Here is a 14,913-nt window from a genome sequence, read left to right as displayed (position 1 = left end):
GGAGGATTTATGCCGATCATTATTGTGAAAAAACCGTTCCCATTCTCTGCGGATGGCAACCATGTAGTTGAGGTTCCTGCCGGCGAGCAGGATGTCTCGGAGCGTTGCGCGCTGGTAGCGGTCGAGCACCTGGGCGTGGCGTCCTATCCCAATCAACTGGACTCCAATGGTCTGAAGCTGGATGGGCCGACCATTGCTGAGTTTTTAGCAGGCGGCTACCTAGCGGTGAATTACCCACCCGAGGGTTACGCATCGCGCAGCTCGCAGGAAGAAATCGACGCGGCTATCGATGCGCAGAAAGAAACCGACCCGCTCAAGATGAAGGTTCCCGACCTGAAGGCCTGGCTCACCGGCAAAGGGATCGAATTCGATCCGTCCGCAAATAAGGAAGCCCTTCAGGCGCTGGTGCCAAAGGGTGATTGATCTCCCCATCGTCAAGGCTCACTTACGGGTCGACCATGACGATGAGGACTCGCTGATACAGGGCTACACGGACGCAGCCCTCAGCGCGTTTGAGACCTGGACCAATCGCACGCTTGTCGATCCAGAGACGGCTTTGCCAGACCCCGTCGGCAATGCGCTCCTGATGACAAAGGCGATTAAGCAGGGGGCGCTGCTGTTGATAGGTCATTGGTACAGCAGTCGCGAGACGGTGGTTATCGGAACAATCACTGCTGAGTTACCAATGGCAACCAATGCGCTCTGGAAGCCTCACCGCTGGGTGAATGTATGAGAGCCGGCCCAATGCGTCACCGCTGCACGATGTACAAGCCGGTTCTGACCAAGAACAAATCAGGTGGCTTCGATACAGCCTGGCTCGATATCGGCAAGCTTTGGGCTGAGATCGTTCTGCCAACTGGGCGGGTTTCGCCTGTGGCTGAGCAATTGAAGGCCGTGGTCACCGCTGAAATCCGAGTCCGTCCGCGCAAGGATGTTGTCGCGGGAAATCGACTCGTCGAAATGGTTGGAGGTCGCGCCATCGCAACCTACCTGATCGAGGCTCCACTGCCTAACAACGAGCGCGACATGCTTCGGCTGCTGTGTTCAAACGTCCCCAACCCTTAGAGGTGAATCATGAAAGTTATTGCCCTGGGCACCCTGTCCGGCGCCACTGGCGACCGGGAGAAGGGTGAAGAGTTTACGGTGGATGCCAGGCTCGGCGCCGACCTTGTGTTGCGTGAACTGGTACGGCCAGTGCCCGATACAGCGCCTGCGTCTGAAAAGGCAGCCAAGGCCAAGGAGTAGGCCATGGCCGCCCGCCGCTCGCGCATGTCCGGAGACTTCAAGCTGCGCCGGACGCTTCGCACCATCCACCAATCCATGGATAACGAACTGGCCCCGGTAATGCGCGACAGCGCTGAGCGGATTTTTTCGACGATGAAGGATTTGATCCCGAAAGACACTGGTGCCGCCGCTGCTGCGCTTACGATTTTCGTTTCGCAAAGCGGCCTCGACGCACAGATCGGTATCCGCGGGAAGAAGAACAAGCAACGGTTCTTCTACCTGCGCTTCATCGAATACGGTACCAAGGGCTACACCGGAAACAAGCGCGCCGGGGGCCGCACGCGCCGCCCCACGAACAAGGCTGACGGCACCAACTTCTTTGGCAAGTATCCAGACATTCCGGCCCGCCCGGCGCACCCCTGGCTTCGTCCTTCGAAGGACGTGAACCGGGAGTATGTCGTGGCCAACATTCGGGCTGCGATCGGTCGAACGCTGAGCAAGGCGAGTAAGGGGCTTTCCAATGGCTGATCCGTCTGTTGCGTTGCAGGAGGCGCTGTTCGCCAGGCTGGAGGCCGAGGTGTCATGCCCTGTCTACGACGGCGCCCCCATGGATTCGCCCATGCCATACGTCTCGATTGACCGGGAAATATCCACCAACGCCTCGCCCATCGCGGGCAGGAAGCGCGAACAGCGTCTGGTTTACCTGTCCGTATGGTCGGATGCCCACGGCCAGGCCGAGGTGAAACGGATAACCGGTGAAGTTGTGGCCGCTCTGGATGAGCGCCGCCTGCCGTTGACCGTCGGGCGCGCTGTATCTGTCCGTGTTGAGCAAGCCGACGCCCAGCGCGATGCTGACGGCGTCACGTATCAGGGATCGATCACGGTCCGCATTATCACCACCCACTAAACCCAACACCGGCCGCCCCGCGGCTTTATCCAATGTGCCTTTGGAGGAACCCCCATGGCCGACGACAACCTCAATACAGCCGCCGGCTGCCGGATCAGCATCGGCAGCAAGAACGGCGCGGATACCGAAGCGCTCTACAAGGCAGACACCTACGTCGAGATCGGCGAAGTGGAAGACCTGGGCGAGTTCGGCGACACCTTCAGTTCGGTGACCTTCACTTCGCTGCGCGATGGCCGCGTGCGCAAGTACAAGGGCACTGCTGATGCCGGCGACCTGACCCTGGCCGTCGGCCTGGATAACGGCGACGTGGGCCAGGCCAAGCTGAAGATCGCTCACAAGGATCGCAGCAAGGGCGACTACAACATCAAGATCACGCTGAACGATGGCGACCCTGATGCCGCCACGGCGATTCTTCCGACCACCTTCTACCTGCGTGGCAAGGTGATGAACAACACCGTCGCCGCCGGCGCTGCTGACAACGTGGTCCGCCGCAACGTCACGATCGGCATCAACTCCGACATCCTGGAAATTCTCCCGGCTGCCGCGGCATAACCATCGGGGCTTCGGCCCCGCTCCTCAAGGGTTCGACACATGAGCAAGACTCTTCACGGTACCGTCGAGATCAAGCTCGGCGACGAGGTCTATACCCTCATGCCGACGCTCGGCGCCGTGCGCGCCATCGAGGCGCACTTCGGTGGTCTGCGTGGGGCATCACAGGCCATCAATGCGCTGAGTATCGACGGTTGCGCTGTGATCATCGCTGGCGGCGCGGGCTTGAAAGGAAAGGCCGCCGAGGCTGTCGCTGAGCAGGTTTGGCAGGCTGGAGTACTGGATGTGTCCGTGCAGCTCAACGCCTACCTGGTCGCGCTGTACAACCCAAAGGGCCCTGATGCGGGAAAGTAAAAGCCGGCGGCGGCGTAAGTGCTGTCGAGAACGGCAGCTACGTCGACCGGCTCTACGCGGTGGCCACCGGCTGGCTGGGCTGGCCGCCTGACCTGGCCTGGTCCACGCCGATGCCCGAACTGTTCCTGGCCATGGATGCCAAGATTGAATGGGCGCAGATGACCAATCCTTTTGGCGCCGGCAAGACGAAGACCAAGGCCGACAAGCCTTCGCCGTCGACTGTGGCGGATAAGCTGCGCCAGGCTCTCACGGGCAAGCAGGCGAGATAGCGTGCGAAGCATCGCGTGCAGGAGTCTCATGCGCTTTTAAGCTTGGTAGTGATAAAGTTCCGCCACATCTGAGCGAGGGACCGACATGAAATACATTGCAGTGGCGTTGGCGTTGTTAGCTGTTTCGGGGTGCTCCACGTCTCCAATTCCATCCGGCGAGGCATCGAAGGTTCCTTCGAGCCGTTTGCACGCTTTCACCAGCAAGCAGGAGTCAACGCTTGTTGTTACGAGAGATACAGGAATTTTGGGGGCGGCCTGCAATTATAAGCTCTACATAGATGGAACCTTCGCTGCGGAGTTTGGTTCGGGCGAAACCGCTGCATTCGGCATTAAGGCTGGGTCACACGTCCTTGGAATAGCCGCAGCGGCTCCTTGTGGAGGGGCGGGTCTGCTGGAGTCAGAAGTTGTTGTCGCTGCTGGTCAGGTCGCCAAAAGGCGCATCTACACAAACCATTCGGGGTTCCGATTAACCCCGACGAGTTACTAAAAAAGAGACCCGCTTGGCGGGTTTTTTTTCGCCTGGAGAAAATGCATGGCTGACACCGACGTACAGGGGATGCTCGTCCGCATCGAGGCGACCACGGCCCAGTTGCGTCAAGAGATGGCGCGCGCCGATTCCAGTGTCGGCCAGATATCCGGGAAGATTGATAAGAGCCTGGGGCGTATTGATGCCGCCTTTGATCGCACGGGTGAGCGTGCTCAGCATGCATCCGGACTGATAAAGAGCGCCCTCGGTGCGGCTATTGGCGCCGCCGGCATTGGTAAAATAATTGAGACGGCCGACTCATACGGCCAGATGTCTGACCGCATCGGCATGGCAACGGTTAGTGTTGGCGAATACGACTTGGTGCAACAGCGCCTCCTCGACACTGCTAAACGCACATATCGCCCATTGGCCGAAGCTCAAGAGCTCTACATCCGTACCTCTGACAGCCTGAAGTCCATGGGTTACAACACCAGCCAGGCGCTGGATGTAATGGACAGTTTCAGCTTCCTGCTGGTGACAAACTCTGCCTCCGCTGATAAAGCCAGTTCGGCCATCGATGCGTATTCGAAGGCGCTTCAGACCGGTAAGGTCGAGGCAGACGGATGGCAATCGATTCTCGCGGCTATGCCAACGATCGTTGACACCCTTGCAAAGTCCACCGGAAAAAGCGCTGAAGAGATCCGCAGCCTGGGTGCGCAGGGAAAGCTCGGCCTCGATATCCTTACTTCTGGACTTCAGAAGGCATCGAAGGCGAACGGCGAGTTGGCGGATGCGATGAGCATCGCGGTAAGGGATGCAGTGCAAAACCTGTCCAATTCATTCAGCGTCTATGTTGGGCGCCTGAACGAAGCCACAGATTTCACCGGTACGCTTGGCAAGGCCATCAGCTTGGTCGGGGATGATTTCGAGACTATCGCTAATGTTTCGATCATTGCCGCTTCTGCAGCGCTTGCGCGATACGGCGCTCTTGCGGCGACATCGGCAGCTACTGCTACCTATTCGGCCTTCAAGGATGTTGCCGCAAGGAAGGCTCAGGCCACGGCCGTGTTACTGGTCGCTCAAGCTGAGCAGCAGAAGGCCCAGACATCAGTCTTTCTGGCCGAGAAAGAAGCGATAGCCGCGCGAGGAACGGCAGTTCAAACCCAGATGTCGCTCCAGCTTGCTGAGGCCCGGCTGGTCGAGACACGCGCCACGAATGCTGTTGCGGCTGCTCAGGTTGGCGTTAGTCGTGCAGGGGTTGGTCTGGTCGGAATGCTTGGCGGCCCCGTGGGTGTCGCTGCCTTGGCGATCGGCGCAGCTACCGCTTTCCTAACGTTGCACGATAACACCAGCGTTCTCGAAGAGAAGCTTGGCGACCTCAGTGACCCGCTGGATAAGCTCGCGGAGAAATTCAATAAGCTAAATCGTGCGACTCAGTCCGTAACCCTGAGAGAGCTCAGGGCTTCAATCGCAGACACTCAGGAGGAGCTGTCTGGTGCCGCTGGCACAATCGCCTTTGAGTTCCAAAGCAGTATGACTAATGCTGGTCTGGCTGGATCTTCCGGCTTCATGGCTGGCATCGCGCCGCTGTCGACAGAGTTGCAGTCGGCAATGGACCTGATGAATAAGGCTGTTGCGGATGCTTCAAAAGGGCAGGCGGTAGACTGGAAGGCGCTCGCTGACCAACTTCGCCTGATCCCAGGTGTTACCGAAGAGATGGCCCAGGCCATTGAAAACGGACAAATCAAAGTCTCCGGATTGACAGATGTTCTCGACAAGCAGCGAGAAACTCTAGCGCTGCTCACCGGCGAAACCGATTCGAACACCCGCGCTCAGGGCGAGAACAATGCCGCGAAGGCCGCTGCCGCGCAGGTTGGACAGAAGTACTTGGAGCAGCTTCAGAAGCAGCTCGGCGCCGCCCAAGACAAAACTAGCCTCGAGGCAGCTAACCGCTTCATTGCGGAGAACACTGACCTGACCAATGACATGGTCGTTGCGATTCGCTCGGCGGCAGCCGCTAAGGATGCACAGAAAGCCAAGGATGATGCCGCCGCCAAGGCCTTGAGGAAGAACACCACCGAATCGAACTCTGCTGCCAAGCAACAGCTCAAGTCCTTCGACACCGCGGAGGAGGGCTACAAGCGCCAGATCGAGCTGATCAACACCACCGGCAACAAGCAGAACGAAGCCACGGAGGTGATGAAGCTGTCCTTCGAACTCCAGGAGGGCAAGCTCGGAAAGCTGAGCGAGGCGCAAAAGAAAAAGCTCCAGGGCATGGCTGCCGAGCTGGATGCGCTGAACAAGCTGAAGAAGGCCAATGAGGACGACCTGAAGCTCACGGCGTTCAAGAATGCCCAAGCGCTGACTACCCAAACTACGAAGGACGGCTTCGACCAGGAATTGGCTGGCGTCGGTATGGGCGACAAGGCCCGGGACAGGATGCGCGCTGATCTGGCTATGCGGCAGAAGTATGCGGCTGACGTTGCTAGCCTCAACGAGCAGCGCAACACCGGGCAGATCACGCCGGAGCTTTATGCCAATGAGACCCAGGTCCTGCAGGATGAGCTGAACAAGCGTCTGCTGGCGCAGGAGAATTTCTACGCTGCGACGGATGAGCAGCAAGCCAACTGGATGAATGGCGTCAACGAGGCTTGGGCCAATTACGCAGACGCGGCGCGGGACTATTCAGCCCAGGCAACGGACATCACCAATACCGCATTGAGCGAGGCAACCGGTGGGCTTGGCACTTTCTTCTCGGACGTGGCCAGCGGAGCGGAGGATGCCGATGACGCCCTGGGCGACATGGTCGGAAACTTCGCCAAGTCGATGCTCAAGGCTTTGGGTGATATGGCGGCGCAGTGGCTGATCTACCAGGGCGTGCAGTTGCTGGTGGGCAAAACAACTCAGGCTGGCGCCGCCACCACTTTGGGTACCAATGCTCAGGCGATGTCCTTGCAGGCTGGCCTGAACGCTTACGCCTCGACTGCGGCAATTCCGATCATTGGGCCAGCAGCCGCGCCGGCGGCAATGGCCGCGGCGCTGACCGTCACCGGCCCCCTGGCATCGGCGGTGGGTATGACCGCGCTAGCGGGTATGGCGCACGACGGTATCGATTCGGTTCCTGAAGATGGCAGTTGGTTTCTGCAAAAGGGCGAGCGGGTTACCACCGCTCAAACCAGCGCGAAGCTGGATGCAATGCTGTCGAGGATCGACAACGGCCTGAGCGGTTCGCAGCCCCAAGCCCAGATAGGTGTTGGTAGCCTGGAGTCAGGTGGCGATGGGCGCGCGGCAATGGTTGGCGCCGGCACCCAGTTGGCACCGAGTGGACCCACACAGATTGTCTTCAACGCACCAATCACCGTGCAGGCCCAGCCCGGCATGACAGACCAGGATGCAGCACGCCAGGGACAGGCGATGTCGGCCGGGCTGGAGACGCAGTTCGGTAAATTTCTTGATCGTGAAATGGGCCAGGGTGGCCGGCTGTGGAGGCGTTGATGGCTGAGACATTTACTTTTGATGTTGAGGTCGGCGCCGATGGTGATGTCAGCCAGCGCACTTGGGAAAATGAGTTTGGCGACGGGCTGGTCCAGGCTGGGGGAATTGGCATCAATACCAAAAGCCAAGTCTGGAACTTGGTGCATACCGGTGAGGATCTGCCGGGAGAGGAGCTTCCCGAGCTGATCGCCTTCTTGGATCGGCATGAAGGCTACAAGGCTTTCCGCTTTGCCCCGCCAGGTGAGCCGGAAGGCTGGTACCGGACCAACGGGTACAAGAAAAAAGCGCTCGGCGAGGAAATCTACACTGTCACCTTCACCGTTAAGCAGGTGTTCAACCCACGACCTTAACCCTCACCAGACCCCGCCAAGTGCGGGGTTTCTTGTTTCTGAGGCCCCATGAATTACAACGCCGATATTCAAAAGCTCGAGCCGGGCAACCAGATCAGGCTTTACGAGTTGGACGCTACGCGCCTGGGCGGCATGCTCTGGCGGTTCCACGGCCATGCCCATGAGGGCGACATCATCTGGCAGGGGCAGCTCTACTCGCCGCTCCAGATCGAGGCCAAGGGCTTCGACATCCGCGGTGATGGGCGCCCGGCCACACCAACGCTGCAGGTGGATGACGAGCTCGGCGGCGTGCGCGGCGCGATTACTGCTCTGTGTTTTCAGTTCCGCGACCTGGCCGGCGCCCGGGTCAAGGTGATCGAGACGTTCCGCCACTTCCTGGACGCGGCCAACTTCCCCGACGGCAACCCGGAAGCCAGCGACCAATCGAAAACGAACCTCTGGTTTATCGAGCAGAAGACTGAGGCGCTGCCCAGCATCTCGGTCACGTTCTCGCTGTCCAGCCCCACGGATATGGAAGGGCAGATGCTGCCCTCCCAGCAGATCACCAAGCTCTGCCGCTGGGCCTGCCGGGGTGGCTACCGCCAAGAGGCCTGCGCCTACACCGGCACCGCGATGTTCGACAAAAAGAACCAGCCCACGGATAACCCCGCCCTCGATCGCTGCGGCGGTTGGTGGAGCAGCTGCAAACTTCGCGGCAACACGCGGCGCTTCGGTGGGTCCATGGGCGCAAGCCTTATTGCAAGTTCGAGGTAGCCATGCGAATCAACCAAAAATTACAGGATGAGATCCGCGCGCACGCCGAGCGGAACTATCCGGCCGAGGCTTGCGGGGTGGTCATCAAGTCCGCCGCCGGCCGTGAGTACGTGCCTTGCGTAAACTTGGCCACCACGCCGCGCGAACATTTCCAGATCGACCATAAGGACATGGCCCGAGCGGAAGATCGGGGCGAGGTTCTGGCGATCATCCATAGCCACCCGGACAAGGCGCCGGCGCCGAGCATGGCCGACCGTGTCAGTTGCGAGTTGCACGAATTGCCCTGGGGCATTGTCGGCTGGCCCGGCGGTGACTTCGAGTGGTTCAAGCCTTCGGGCTTCCAGGCGCCGCTGCTGGGTCGGGACTTCTCTCATGGGCTGCTTGACTGTTGGGCGGCCTGCCGCGACTGGTACGCGCGCGAGGCGGGCCTGGAGTTGCCAAACTTCGAACGCTCCGACCTGTGGTGGGAGGATAAGGATGGCCCAAGCCTCTACGAGGACAACTTCGCGGCGACTGGTTTCTACCAGGTCAACGAGGCGCGCCGCGGCGACATGCTGGTGTTGCAGATCCCCACGCCAGGCCGGGAGTGCTATTTCCCGAATCACGCAGTGATTTACCTTGGCGATGAACCGTCGCTGATCAGCGAATCGGCGCCGAAACTTGGTGGCTCCGGCCCGTTCATTTACCACCACATGCCTGGCCGCCTGGCTGTCCGTGAAATCTACGGTTGGTCGATGGCGAACCGCGTGAAATTGATCCTCCGACACAAGGACTACCGCCCATGACCATGCGTACCATCAAGCTCGGCGGCGTGCTGGGCAAGAAGTTTGGCAAGCAGTACACCCTGGACGTTCACAGCTTCCGTGATGCCATGGCGGCGCTGTGCATGATGAAGCCGGGCTTCGAGAAGTACCTGCGCACCGCCGAAGAGCGCGGCCTTGTGTTCGCCGTGTTCGTCGATGAGCGCAATCTGGGCGAGCAGGAGCTTGACCTTGTGGGCCGAGGTGAGGGCGAAATCCGCATTCAGCCGATTATCCAGGGCAGCAAACAGGCGGGCATGTTTCAGACGCTGCTCGGCGTGGTGCTGATCGTGGCCGGCCTATTTACTGGCGGCACCACCTCAACTCTGGGGATGGGCCTTCTCGCCGCCGGCGCCGCTGTCGGCCTGGGCGGCGTTGTTCAAATGCTGTCGCCCACCACCAAGGCCACTGCCGATGGCCAGAACGATGACGGCAACAACCCGAGCTACGGCTTCGGCGGGGCGGTTACGACTATTGCCCAGGGCAACCCATACCCACTGCTTTACGGCGAGCGCGAGATCGGCGGCGCGGTCGAGTCTGGCGGGATCTACACCCAAGACAACATCTGATTCAGTTACCACAACCAACCCGCTTCGGCGGGTTTTTGCATTCTGGAGGGCGCATGAGCGCAGTAGCAAAGAAGGCGCGCCGCGCAGCACCTCGTAAGCGCCGGGCCGTAATTGGCGGAAAGGGCGGACAGGCCAAGCAGAAGCAGCCGAGTATCGCCTCCAATAGCGTGCCGTCGATCTCCACCGCGCGAATCACCTACCTGTGGAGCTGGGGTCCTATTGTTGGTCCGGTCGACGACTTGCGCTCAGTCAAGCTCAACGGAACACCCGTGAAGGCCGCTGACGGCACGATCAACTATCCCAGTGTGAAGTGGCAGTTCCGTTCTGGCGAGCTGAATCAGGAGCGCCTGGAGGGAATACAGGAATCCAGTAACGAGATCGACGTCAAGAAGGAGTTGATCCACGGAACGCCATGGCTGTACACCATCACCAACTCGATGAGCGATGCCGCGCGCATCCGCCTGAGTTGGCCAACGCTTCGCAGTCAGGACGCCGCCGGCAATATCAATGGAGTGCGTATCGATTATGCCGTGGACATATCCACCGATAACGGCCCCTACGTTGAAGTGCTGGTATCGGCCGTAGATCGCAAGAACATCACGGAGTACGAGCGAGCGCACCGCCTGGAGTTGCCCGCCGGAAACCGCTGGACTATTCGCGTCCGTCGCCTGACCCCAAATGCAAACTCCGACCTGGTCGTCGATCAGATGATCGTCAAGGCAATTGCCGAGGTGGTCGACAGCGATCAGGAATACCCGCTCACCGCCGTCAGCTGTCTTGAGTACGACGCCCAGACTTTCGGCGGCGATATCGCCAAGATCGCCGTCCTCATGCGTGGTCGCATTATTCGTGTGCCCAGCAACTACGACGCGACAACCCGCACCTACGCAACGTCGGGCACCGGCACAAGCAACGGTATTTGGGACGGCACCTTCAAGGAGGCCTACACCAACAACCCGGCTTGGATCTTCTACGACCTGGTGCTGCACCCGTACTACGGGCTCGGCGACCGGATCGACGCGACAATGGTTGATCGCTGGTCGCTCTATCGCATCGCGCAGTACTGCGACCAGATGGTGCCGGATGGGAAGGGGGGCATGGAGCCGCGCTTCACCTGCAACCTCTATTTCCAGAAGCAGGCCGAAGCCTACGCCGTGCTTCAGGACCTGGCGTCAATATTCCATGGCCTGGCCTACTGGGACGGCAGCCAGATCGTGGTCAATGCCGATATGCCAGGCGATCCGGTGTACACGTACAACCAGACGCAGATCCTGAACAATGGCGCTATCAAGTACGAAGGCACCCGCGCGCGCGATCGGCACACGCTCTACATGGTGTCCTGGGATAATCCGGACCAGGGTTTTGAAACCGACAAGGAGCCGGTGTTTGATGATGAGGCCATGGTCGAGCTTGGCGGAATCGTGCGCGACACCACCATCGACGCCATCGCCTGCACATCCCTGGGTCAGGCGCAGCGCGCCGGGCAGTGGGCGGCGCTGACCGAAAAGCTGCAGACCCAGGGCGGTGTGTTTCGGGTCGGGCTCGACGGTGATATTCCAAAGCCTGGTCAGGTGATCGCCGTGGCCGACCCGATGCTGGTTGGACGGAACAACGGCGGCCGGATCGCTGCGGCCGCCGGACGTGTGGTTACGCTCGATCGCGATACCGTGGTGCCGGTCGGCGCGCGCCTGATGGTCAACCTGCCCAGCGGCAAGTCCGAAGGGCGGGTGGTGAAGTCGGTTGCTGGGCGCGACGTCACCGTGATGGCCGATTTCAGCGAGCAGCCCCAGGCCGAGTGTGGCTGGATATTGGACTACGAAGACCTGAAGCTGATGCAGTTCTACGTCCGCAACGTCACGCGGCCGGAGTGGCACCAGTTCCAGTTTGAAGTTATTCAGCACGACCCGAGCAAGTTTGAAGCAATCGACAACGGGGCCGTGGTAGACCCTCGGCCAATCACCGGCATTCCCGCGGGCAGTCAGGACGCTCCGGCCCGGGTGATGCTCAGCCAGCACGTTGTCATCGAGCAGGGTATTGCGGTCACCGTCATGTCCATCGCGTGGGACGCGGCACCGAACGCTGTGGCTTACGACGTTGAATGGAAGTGGGGGGCGCGCGAATGGGTCACTGTGCCGCGCACCGCCGATCAGATGGTCGATGTGCGCGGTATTTACTCCGGCCAATACATGGCCAGGGTGCGGGCGGTGAGCGCGCTCAATGTGTCCTCGATCCCGACCACGTCGGCACTGACCAACCTGGAAGGGAAGGTCGGCCTGCCGCCGGCGGTGGCGTTCCTAACCACCACCAGCGAACTGTTCGGCATCGGCATCAAGTGGGGCTTTCCTGCTGGCGCCGAAGACACCCAGCGTACCGAGCTGTGGTACGGCCCTGCGAATGATCTTACGGTAGCTACCAAGCTAGCCGACCTGGCCTATCCGCAGGCCGATTACCGCATGCAGCAACTGCTGGCGGGCGCCACGTTGTTTTTCTGGGCGCGCCTGGTGGATCGCACAGGCAACATCGGGCCGTTCTACCCGGTTGTGAATGGCGTGATTGGGCAGGCCAGCTCGCAGGCTGGTCCGATCCTTGATCTGATCGCCGGTCAGATTGGCGATACCGAGCTTGCGAAGGAGATCATGGACCAGATCGACCTGATCTCTGGCTCCGGCCCTGGCTCGGTCAATGACAGGTTGGAGCAGGCGAAGCAGGAACTGGAAGACCTGATTGACCAGGTAACGGACGCCCTGGCCTACGATCCGGCCAAGCCATACACCGTCGGGCAGATCGTTCGACAGGGCCAGTACCTGTACCAGGCGATCAAAGCGGTTCCGGTGGAAACCCCGCCGCCCGCCGCAGAGTTCTGGTTCAACATGGGCACCATTGCCGAAACAACCCAGGCCATGGCGCTCCAGATCCAGCAGAACAAGGCGTCAATCGAAACCGTGGACGGTAAGGTCACGGCTCAGGCTTCGGCCCTGCAATCGCTCCAGGCAAGCTGGCGCGAGGATGATGGGGAGGGTGACCTATCGGGCGCGCTGCAAAACTGGGATGCGGCTGCGAAATTCGCCCAGCAGGTCAAGGTGCAGGCCTCCGATAATCAGGCCATGGTGGAGCGCACCACCGCGCTTGACGCAGCGATTGGCCAGAACAGAGCCAGTATTACTACGCTTGAACGGGTAGTGGCCACCGATCAGGTGGTAACAGCGGAGCGCATTGATCAACTGAAAGGCGAAGTCGATGACAACTCGGCGGCAGTGCAAACCGTCAGCCAGTCGCTAGTCGACACGAACACGGCGATCGCCTCGCATTCCACCACGCTCGAAGCCATAGCCGGCGGCGGGCGCGATGGGACGGACGAGGGTGACCTTGCGAGTGCTCTCAGCGAATGGAAGAACAAGGCTGCGATCCAGATCACAGCCAAGGCCCAGGCAGACACCGACGGCAAGCTGTCCACCATGTGGGCGGTGAAGATGCAGGTGAACCAGAACGGCCAGTATGTAGCGGCCGGCATCGGGCTCGGTATCGAGCAGAACGCTGACGGCCTTCTGCAAAGCCAGTTCCTGGTGAGCGCTGATCGGTTCGCTGTTGTTAACACGCTGGCTGGCGGGGCTATCACTACGCCGTTTGTGGTGAGTGGCGGGCAGGTGTTTATGAACTCTGCCTTCATTGAGGACGGCACGATCACGATGTTGAAGATCGGGCAGGCCCTGCAGTCCGACAATTATGTCGCCGGCGTACAGGGGTGGCGCCTGGACAAAGCGGGAAACCTGGAATTCAACGGGCCAGCACCTGGCGGTGGGCGTCTGACGATGACCAACAGAGCGATTAAGGTATATGACGCCAACAACGTTAAGCGCGTACAACTTGGAGATCTATCGGTATGAGCCATGGGGTAAGGACGTGGGATGCTTCAGGTAATCTTCAAATGGATACTGATAGTTTCACGTATCAGGTTCTGCATAACGCCCTATACACGCTAACGATGGGTGCCATAGTGACTGCAAGTATTGCCGGGTTCGACCCGGCAACATGTACGGCCGTTATACTTCCCACGCAGGCCGCAGCTAACAACTACTGCTATAGCGCCATGCCGTTTATGTCAGTAGGTGTTGGTTCGGTTGTCGTTCGCTCAAAACACCCAAATGAGCCTGGCGCGATAGGATCAACAATACAGTTCAGGCTGCTTGTAATGAGGTTCAAAAATTGACTTTCGGTCTATCTGTTGTAAATGACGGAAGCTATGTACAGATAGACTCAGAGCAGCCTAGGCTTTGTGCGCTGTACAGTGGAACGTATCAGGCATCTGGTAGTTCATCGGTGTCAGTGTCGTTCCCGTCCGCCATAACCACGCCGGAGCCGCCGTGCGTATTCATTCAGAACAGTGCGGCTAGACCGAATGAGCTTTACACGAGCATGACCATTAACGGAGGTCCTGGAGCGTGGACTGGGTTTTCCATCACGTCACTTAACATTGACTTCAGGCCTGCCGGAAAGTGGTTTGCAGCCGTATTTGCCTCGATAAGTAAGGCTGATTACGGGCTGCGGATGTGGGATGCAAATGGCGTACTTATCTTTGATTCTGGGGCGGCCCCGGTAATTTTTACGCGGGCCAATAACTCGTGGGCATATCAAGGGATGGTAGTTTTAAATGGGACGGCCCAGGCTTACTACTGGGCAAATGGATCTGTTGCGCCACTGCAGTCTGATGAGTACTTCATGATCAACCCATTCTCTCGCGGCATACTGCAAAACCACCTGAATTGGCTAGATTCAGCTGTAAGGTTCAATTATTCAGAAAATAGACTTCAAGTGTTTGGAGTTAGCGCGCTATCGCCATGGACTAACATAGGTGCGCCTGGCGCCGTGTTCGCAAGACTTCCTGGAACGTAGTAAGAGTTCTATATTTAACTTTTAAGATCCCGCCATGAGTGGGTTTTTTATTGTCTGGAGAAAAATATGCCTTGGTATAGAGCCGGCACAGTTTCTGTAACGCTAAATTCCAACGCTGTTATCGGAACCGGCACTGCCTTCGTGGCCAACAGTCGGGTAGGTGATGCCTTTCTCGGCCCAGATGGCGGGTGGTATGAGGTCACAAACATCGCCAGCGACTCGGCAATGTCGATCGCGCCAAACTATCGTGGGGCCACCAATGCTGCTGGCGTGTATGCGCTGACGCC

At 59.4% G+C, this 14,913-nt stretch carries 15 protein-coding genes and 1 pseudogene; all 16 read left to right on the top strand.

Annotated features, from left to right (window positions below; all coding sequences use genetic code 11):
- Positions 1-9: 9 nt before the first annotated feature.
- Complete coding sequence (locus tag AC07W0_RS19855; RefSeq protein WP_102617984.1) at positions 10-423, top strand: HeH/LEM domain-containing protein; 414 nt, start codon at positions 10-12, stop codon at positions 421-423.
- Positions 416-733, top strand: coding sequence for a head-tail connector protein (locus tag AC07W0_RS19850; protein WP_102617983.1), 318 nt, complete (start codon positions 416-418; stop codon positions 731-733). Before AC07W0_RS19855 ends, AC07W0_RS19850 begins: the two co-directional genes overlap by 8 nt.
- Entirely contained in the window at positions 730-1,065 is a 336-nt protein-coding gene (locus AC07W0_RS19845; protein WP_102617982.1) for a head-tail adaptor protein, read from the top strand. The genes AC07W0_RS19850 and AC07W0_RS19845 overlap by 4 nt, the downstream gene beginning before the upstream one ends.
- 9 nt (positions 1,066-1,074) lie before the next feature.
- The gene (locus AC07W0_RS19840) at positions 1,075-1,245 is read left to right on the top strand and encodes a hypothetical protein (RefSeq protein WP_173677822.1); all 171 of its coding nucleotides are present in this window, start codon (positions 1,075-1,077) and stop codon (positions 1,243-1,245) included.
- A 3-nt stretch (positions 1,246-1,248) separates the two neighbouring features.
- The gene (locus AC07W0_RS19835) at positions 1,249-1,752 is read left to right on the top strand and encodes an HK97 gp10 family phage protein (protein ID WP_102617981.1); all 504 of its coding nucleotides are present in this window, start codon (positions 1,249-1,251) and stop codon (positions 1,750-1,752) included.
- A complete protein-coding gene (locus AC07W0_RS19830; protein WP_102617980.1) occupies positions 1,745-2,131 on the top strand; it encodes a DUF3168 domain-containing protein in 387 nt (128 codons plus the stop codon). The genes AC07W0_RS19835 and AC07W0_RS19830 overlap by 8 nt, the downstream gene beginning before the upstream one ends.
- Positions 2,132-2,185: 54 nt before the next feature.
- On the top strand, positions 2,186-2,683 hold the full coding sequence (locus AC07W0_RS19825) for a hypothetical protein (protein ID WP_102617979.1): 498 nt from the start codon (positions 2,186-2,188) through the stop codon (positions 2,681-2,683).
- Between the two features lie 39 nt (positions 2,684-2,722).
- A complete protein-coding gene (locus AC07W0_RS19820; RefSeq protein ID WP_102617978.1) occupies positions 2,723-3,034 on the top strand; it encodes a hypothetical protein in 312 nt (103 codons plus the stop codon).
- A 110-nt stretch (positions 3,035-3,144) separates the two neighbouring features.
- Positions 3,145-3,303 carry a hypothetical protein gene (locus AC07W0_RS19815; RefSeq protein ID WP_186354495.1) on the top strand — a complete coding sequence of 53 codons (159 nt, stop codon included), beginning with the start codon at positions 3,145-3,147 and terminating at the stop codon, positions 3,301-3,303.
- Between the two features lie 532 nt (positions 3,304-3,835).
- Positions 3,836-7,264: a tape measure protein gene (locus tag AC07W0_RS19810; protein ID WP_102617976.1), complete on the top strand. Its 3,429-nt coding sequence runs from the start codon at positions 3,836-3,838 to the stop codon at positions 7,262-7,264.
- Positions 7,264-7,614 carry a phage tail protein gene (locus tag AC07W0_RS19805; RefSeq protein ID WP_102617975.1) on the top strand — a complete coding sequence of 117 codons (351 nt, stop codon included), beginning with the start codon at positions 7,264-7,266 and terminating at the stop codon, positions 7,612-7,614. Before AC07W0_RS19810 ends, AC07W0_RS19805 begins: the two co-directional genes overlap by 1 nt.
- 48 nt (positions 7,615-7,662) lie before the next feature.
- Positions 7,663-8,367, top strand: coding sequence for a phage minor tail protein L (locus AC07W0_RS19800; RefSeq protein WP_102617974.1), 705 nt, complete (start codon positions 7,663-7,665; stop codon positions 8,365-8,367).
- Positions 8,368-8,369: 2 nt separating this feature from the next.
- The gene (locus AC07W0_RS19795) at positions 8,370-9,152 is read left to right on the top strand and encodes a C40 family peptidase (RefSeq protein WP_102617973.1); all 783 of its coding nucleotides are present in this window, start codon (positions 8,370-8,372) and stop codon (positions 9,150-9,152) included.
- Entirely contained in the window at positions 9,149-9,736 is a 588-nt protein-coding gene (locus tag AC07W0_RS19790; RefSeq protein ID WP_102617972.1) for a tail assembly protein, read from the top strand. Before AC07W0_RS19795 ends, AC07W0_RS19790 begins: the two co-directional genes overlap by 4 nt.
- 53 nt (positions 9,737-9,789) lie before the next feature.
- The gene (locus AC07W0_RS19785; protein WP_495029337.1) at positions 9,790-13,620 is read left to right on the top strand and encodes a TipJ family phage tail tip protein; all 3,831 of its coding nucleotides are present in this window, start codon (positions 9,790-9,792) and stop codon (positions 13,618-13,620) included.
- 1,072 nt (positions 13,621-14,692) lie between these two features.
- Positions 14,693-14,913: pseudogene (locus AC07W0_RS19780) on the top strand (tail fiber domain-containing protein); the annotation flags it as partial.

Source organism: Pseudomonas sp. GW704-F2 (genome assembly GCF_059423025.1).
The sequence above is the reverse complement of the archived record's forward strand: the minus strand, read 5'-3'. Positions and strand labels throughout refer to the sequence as shown.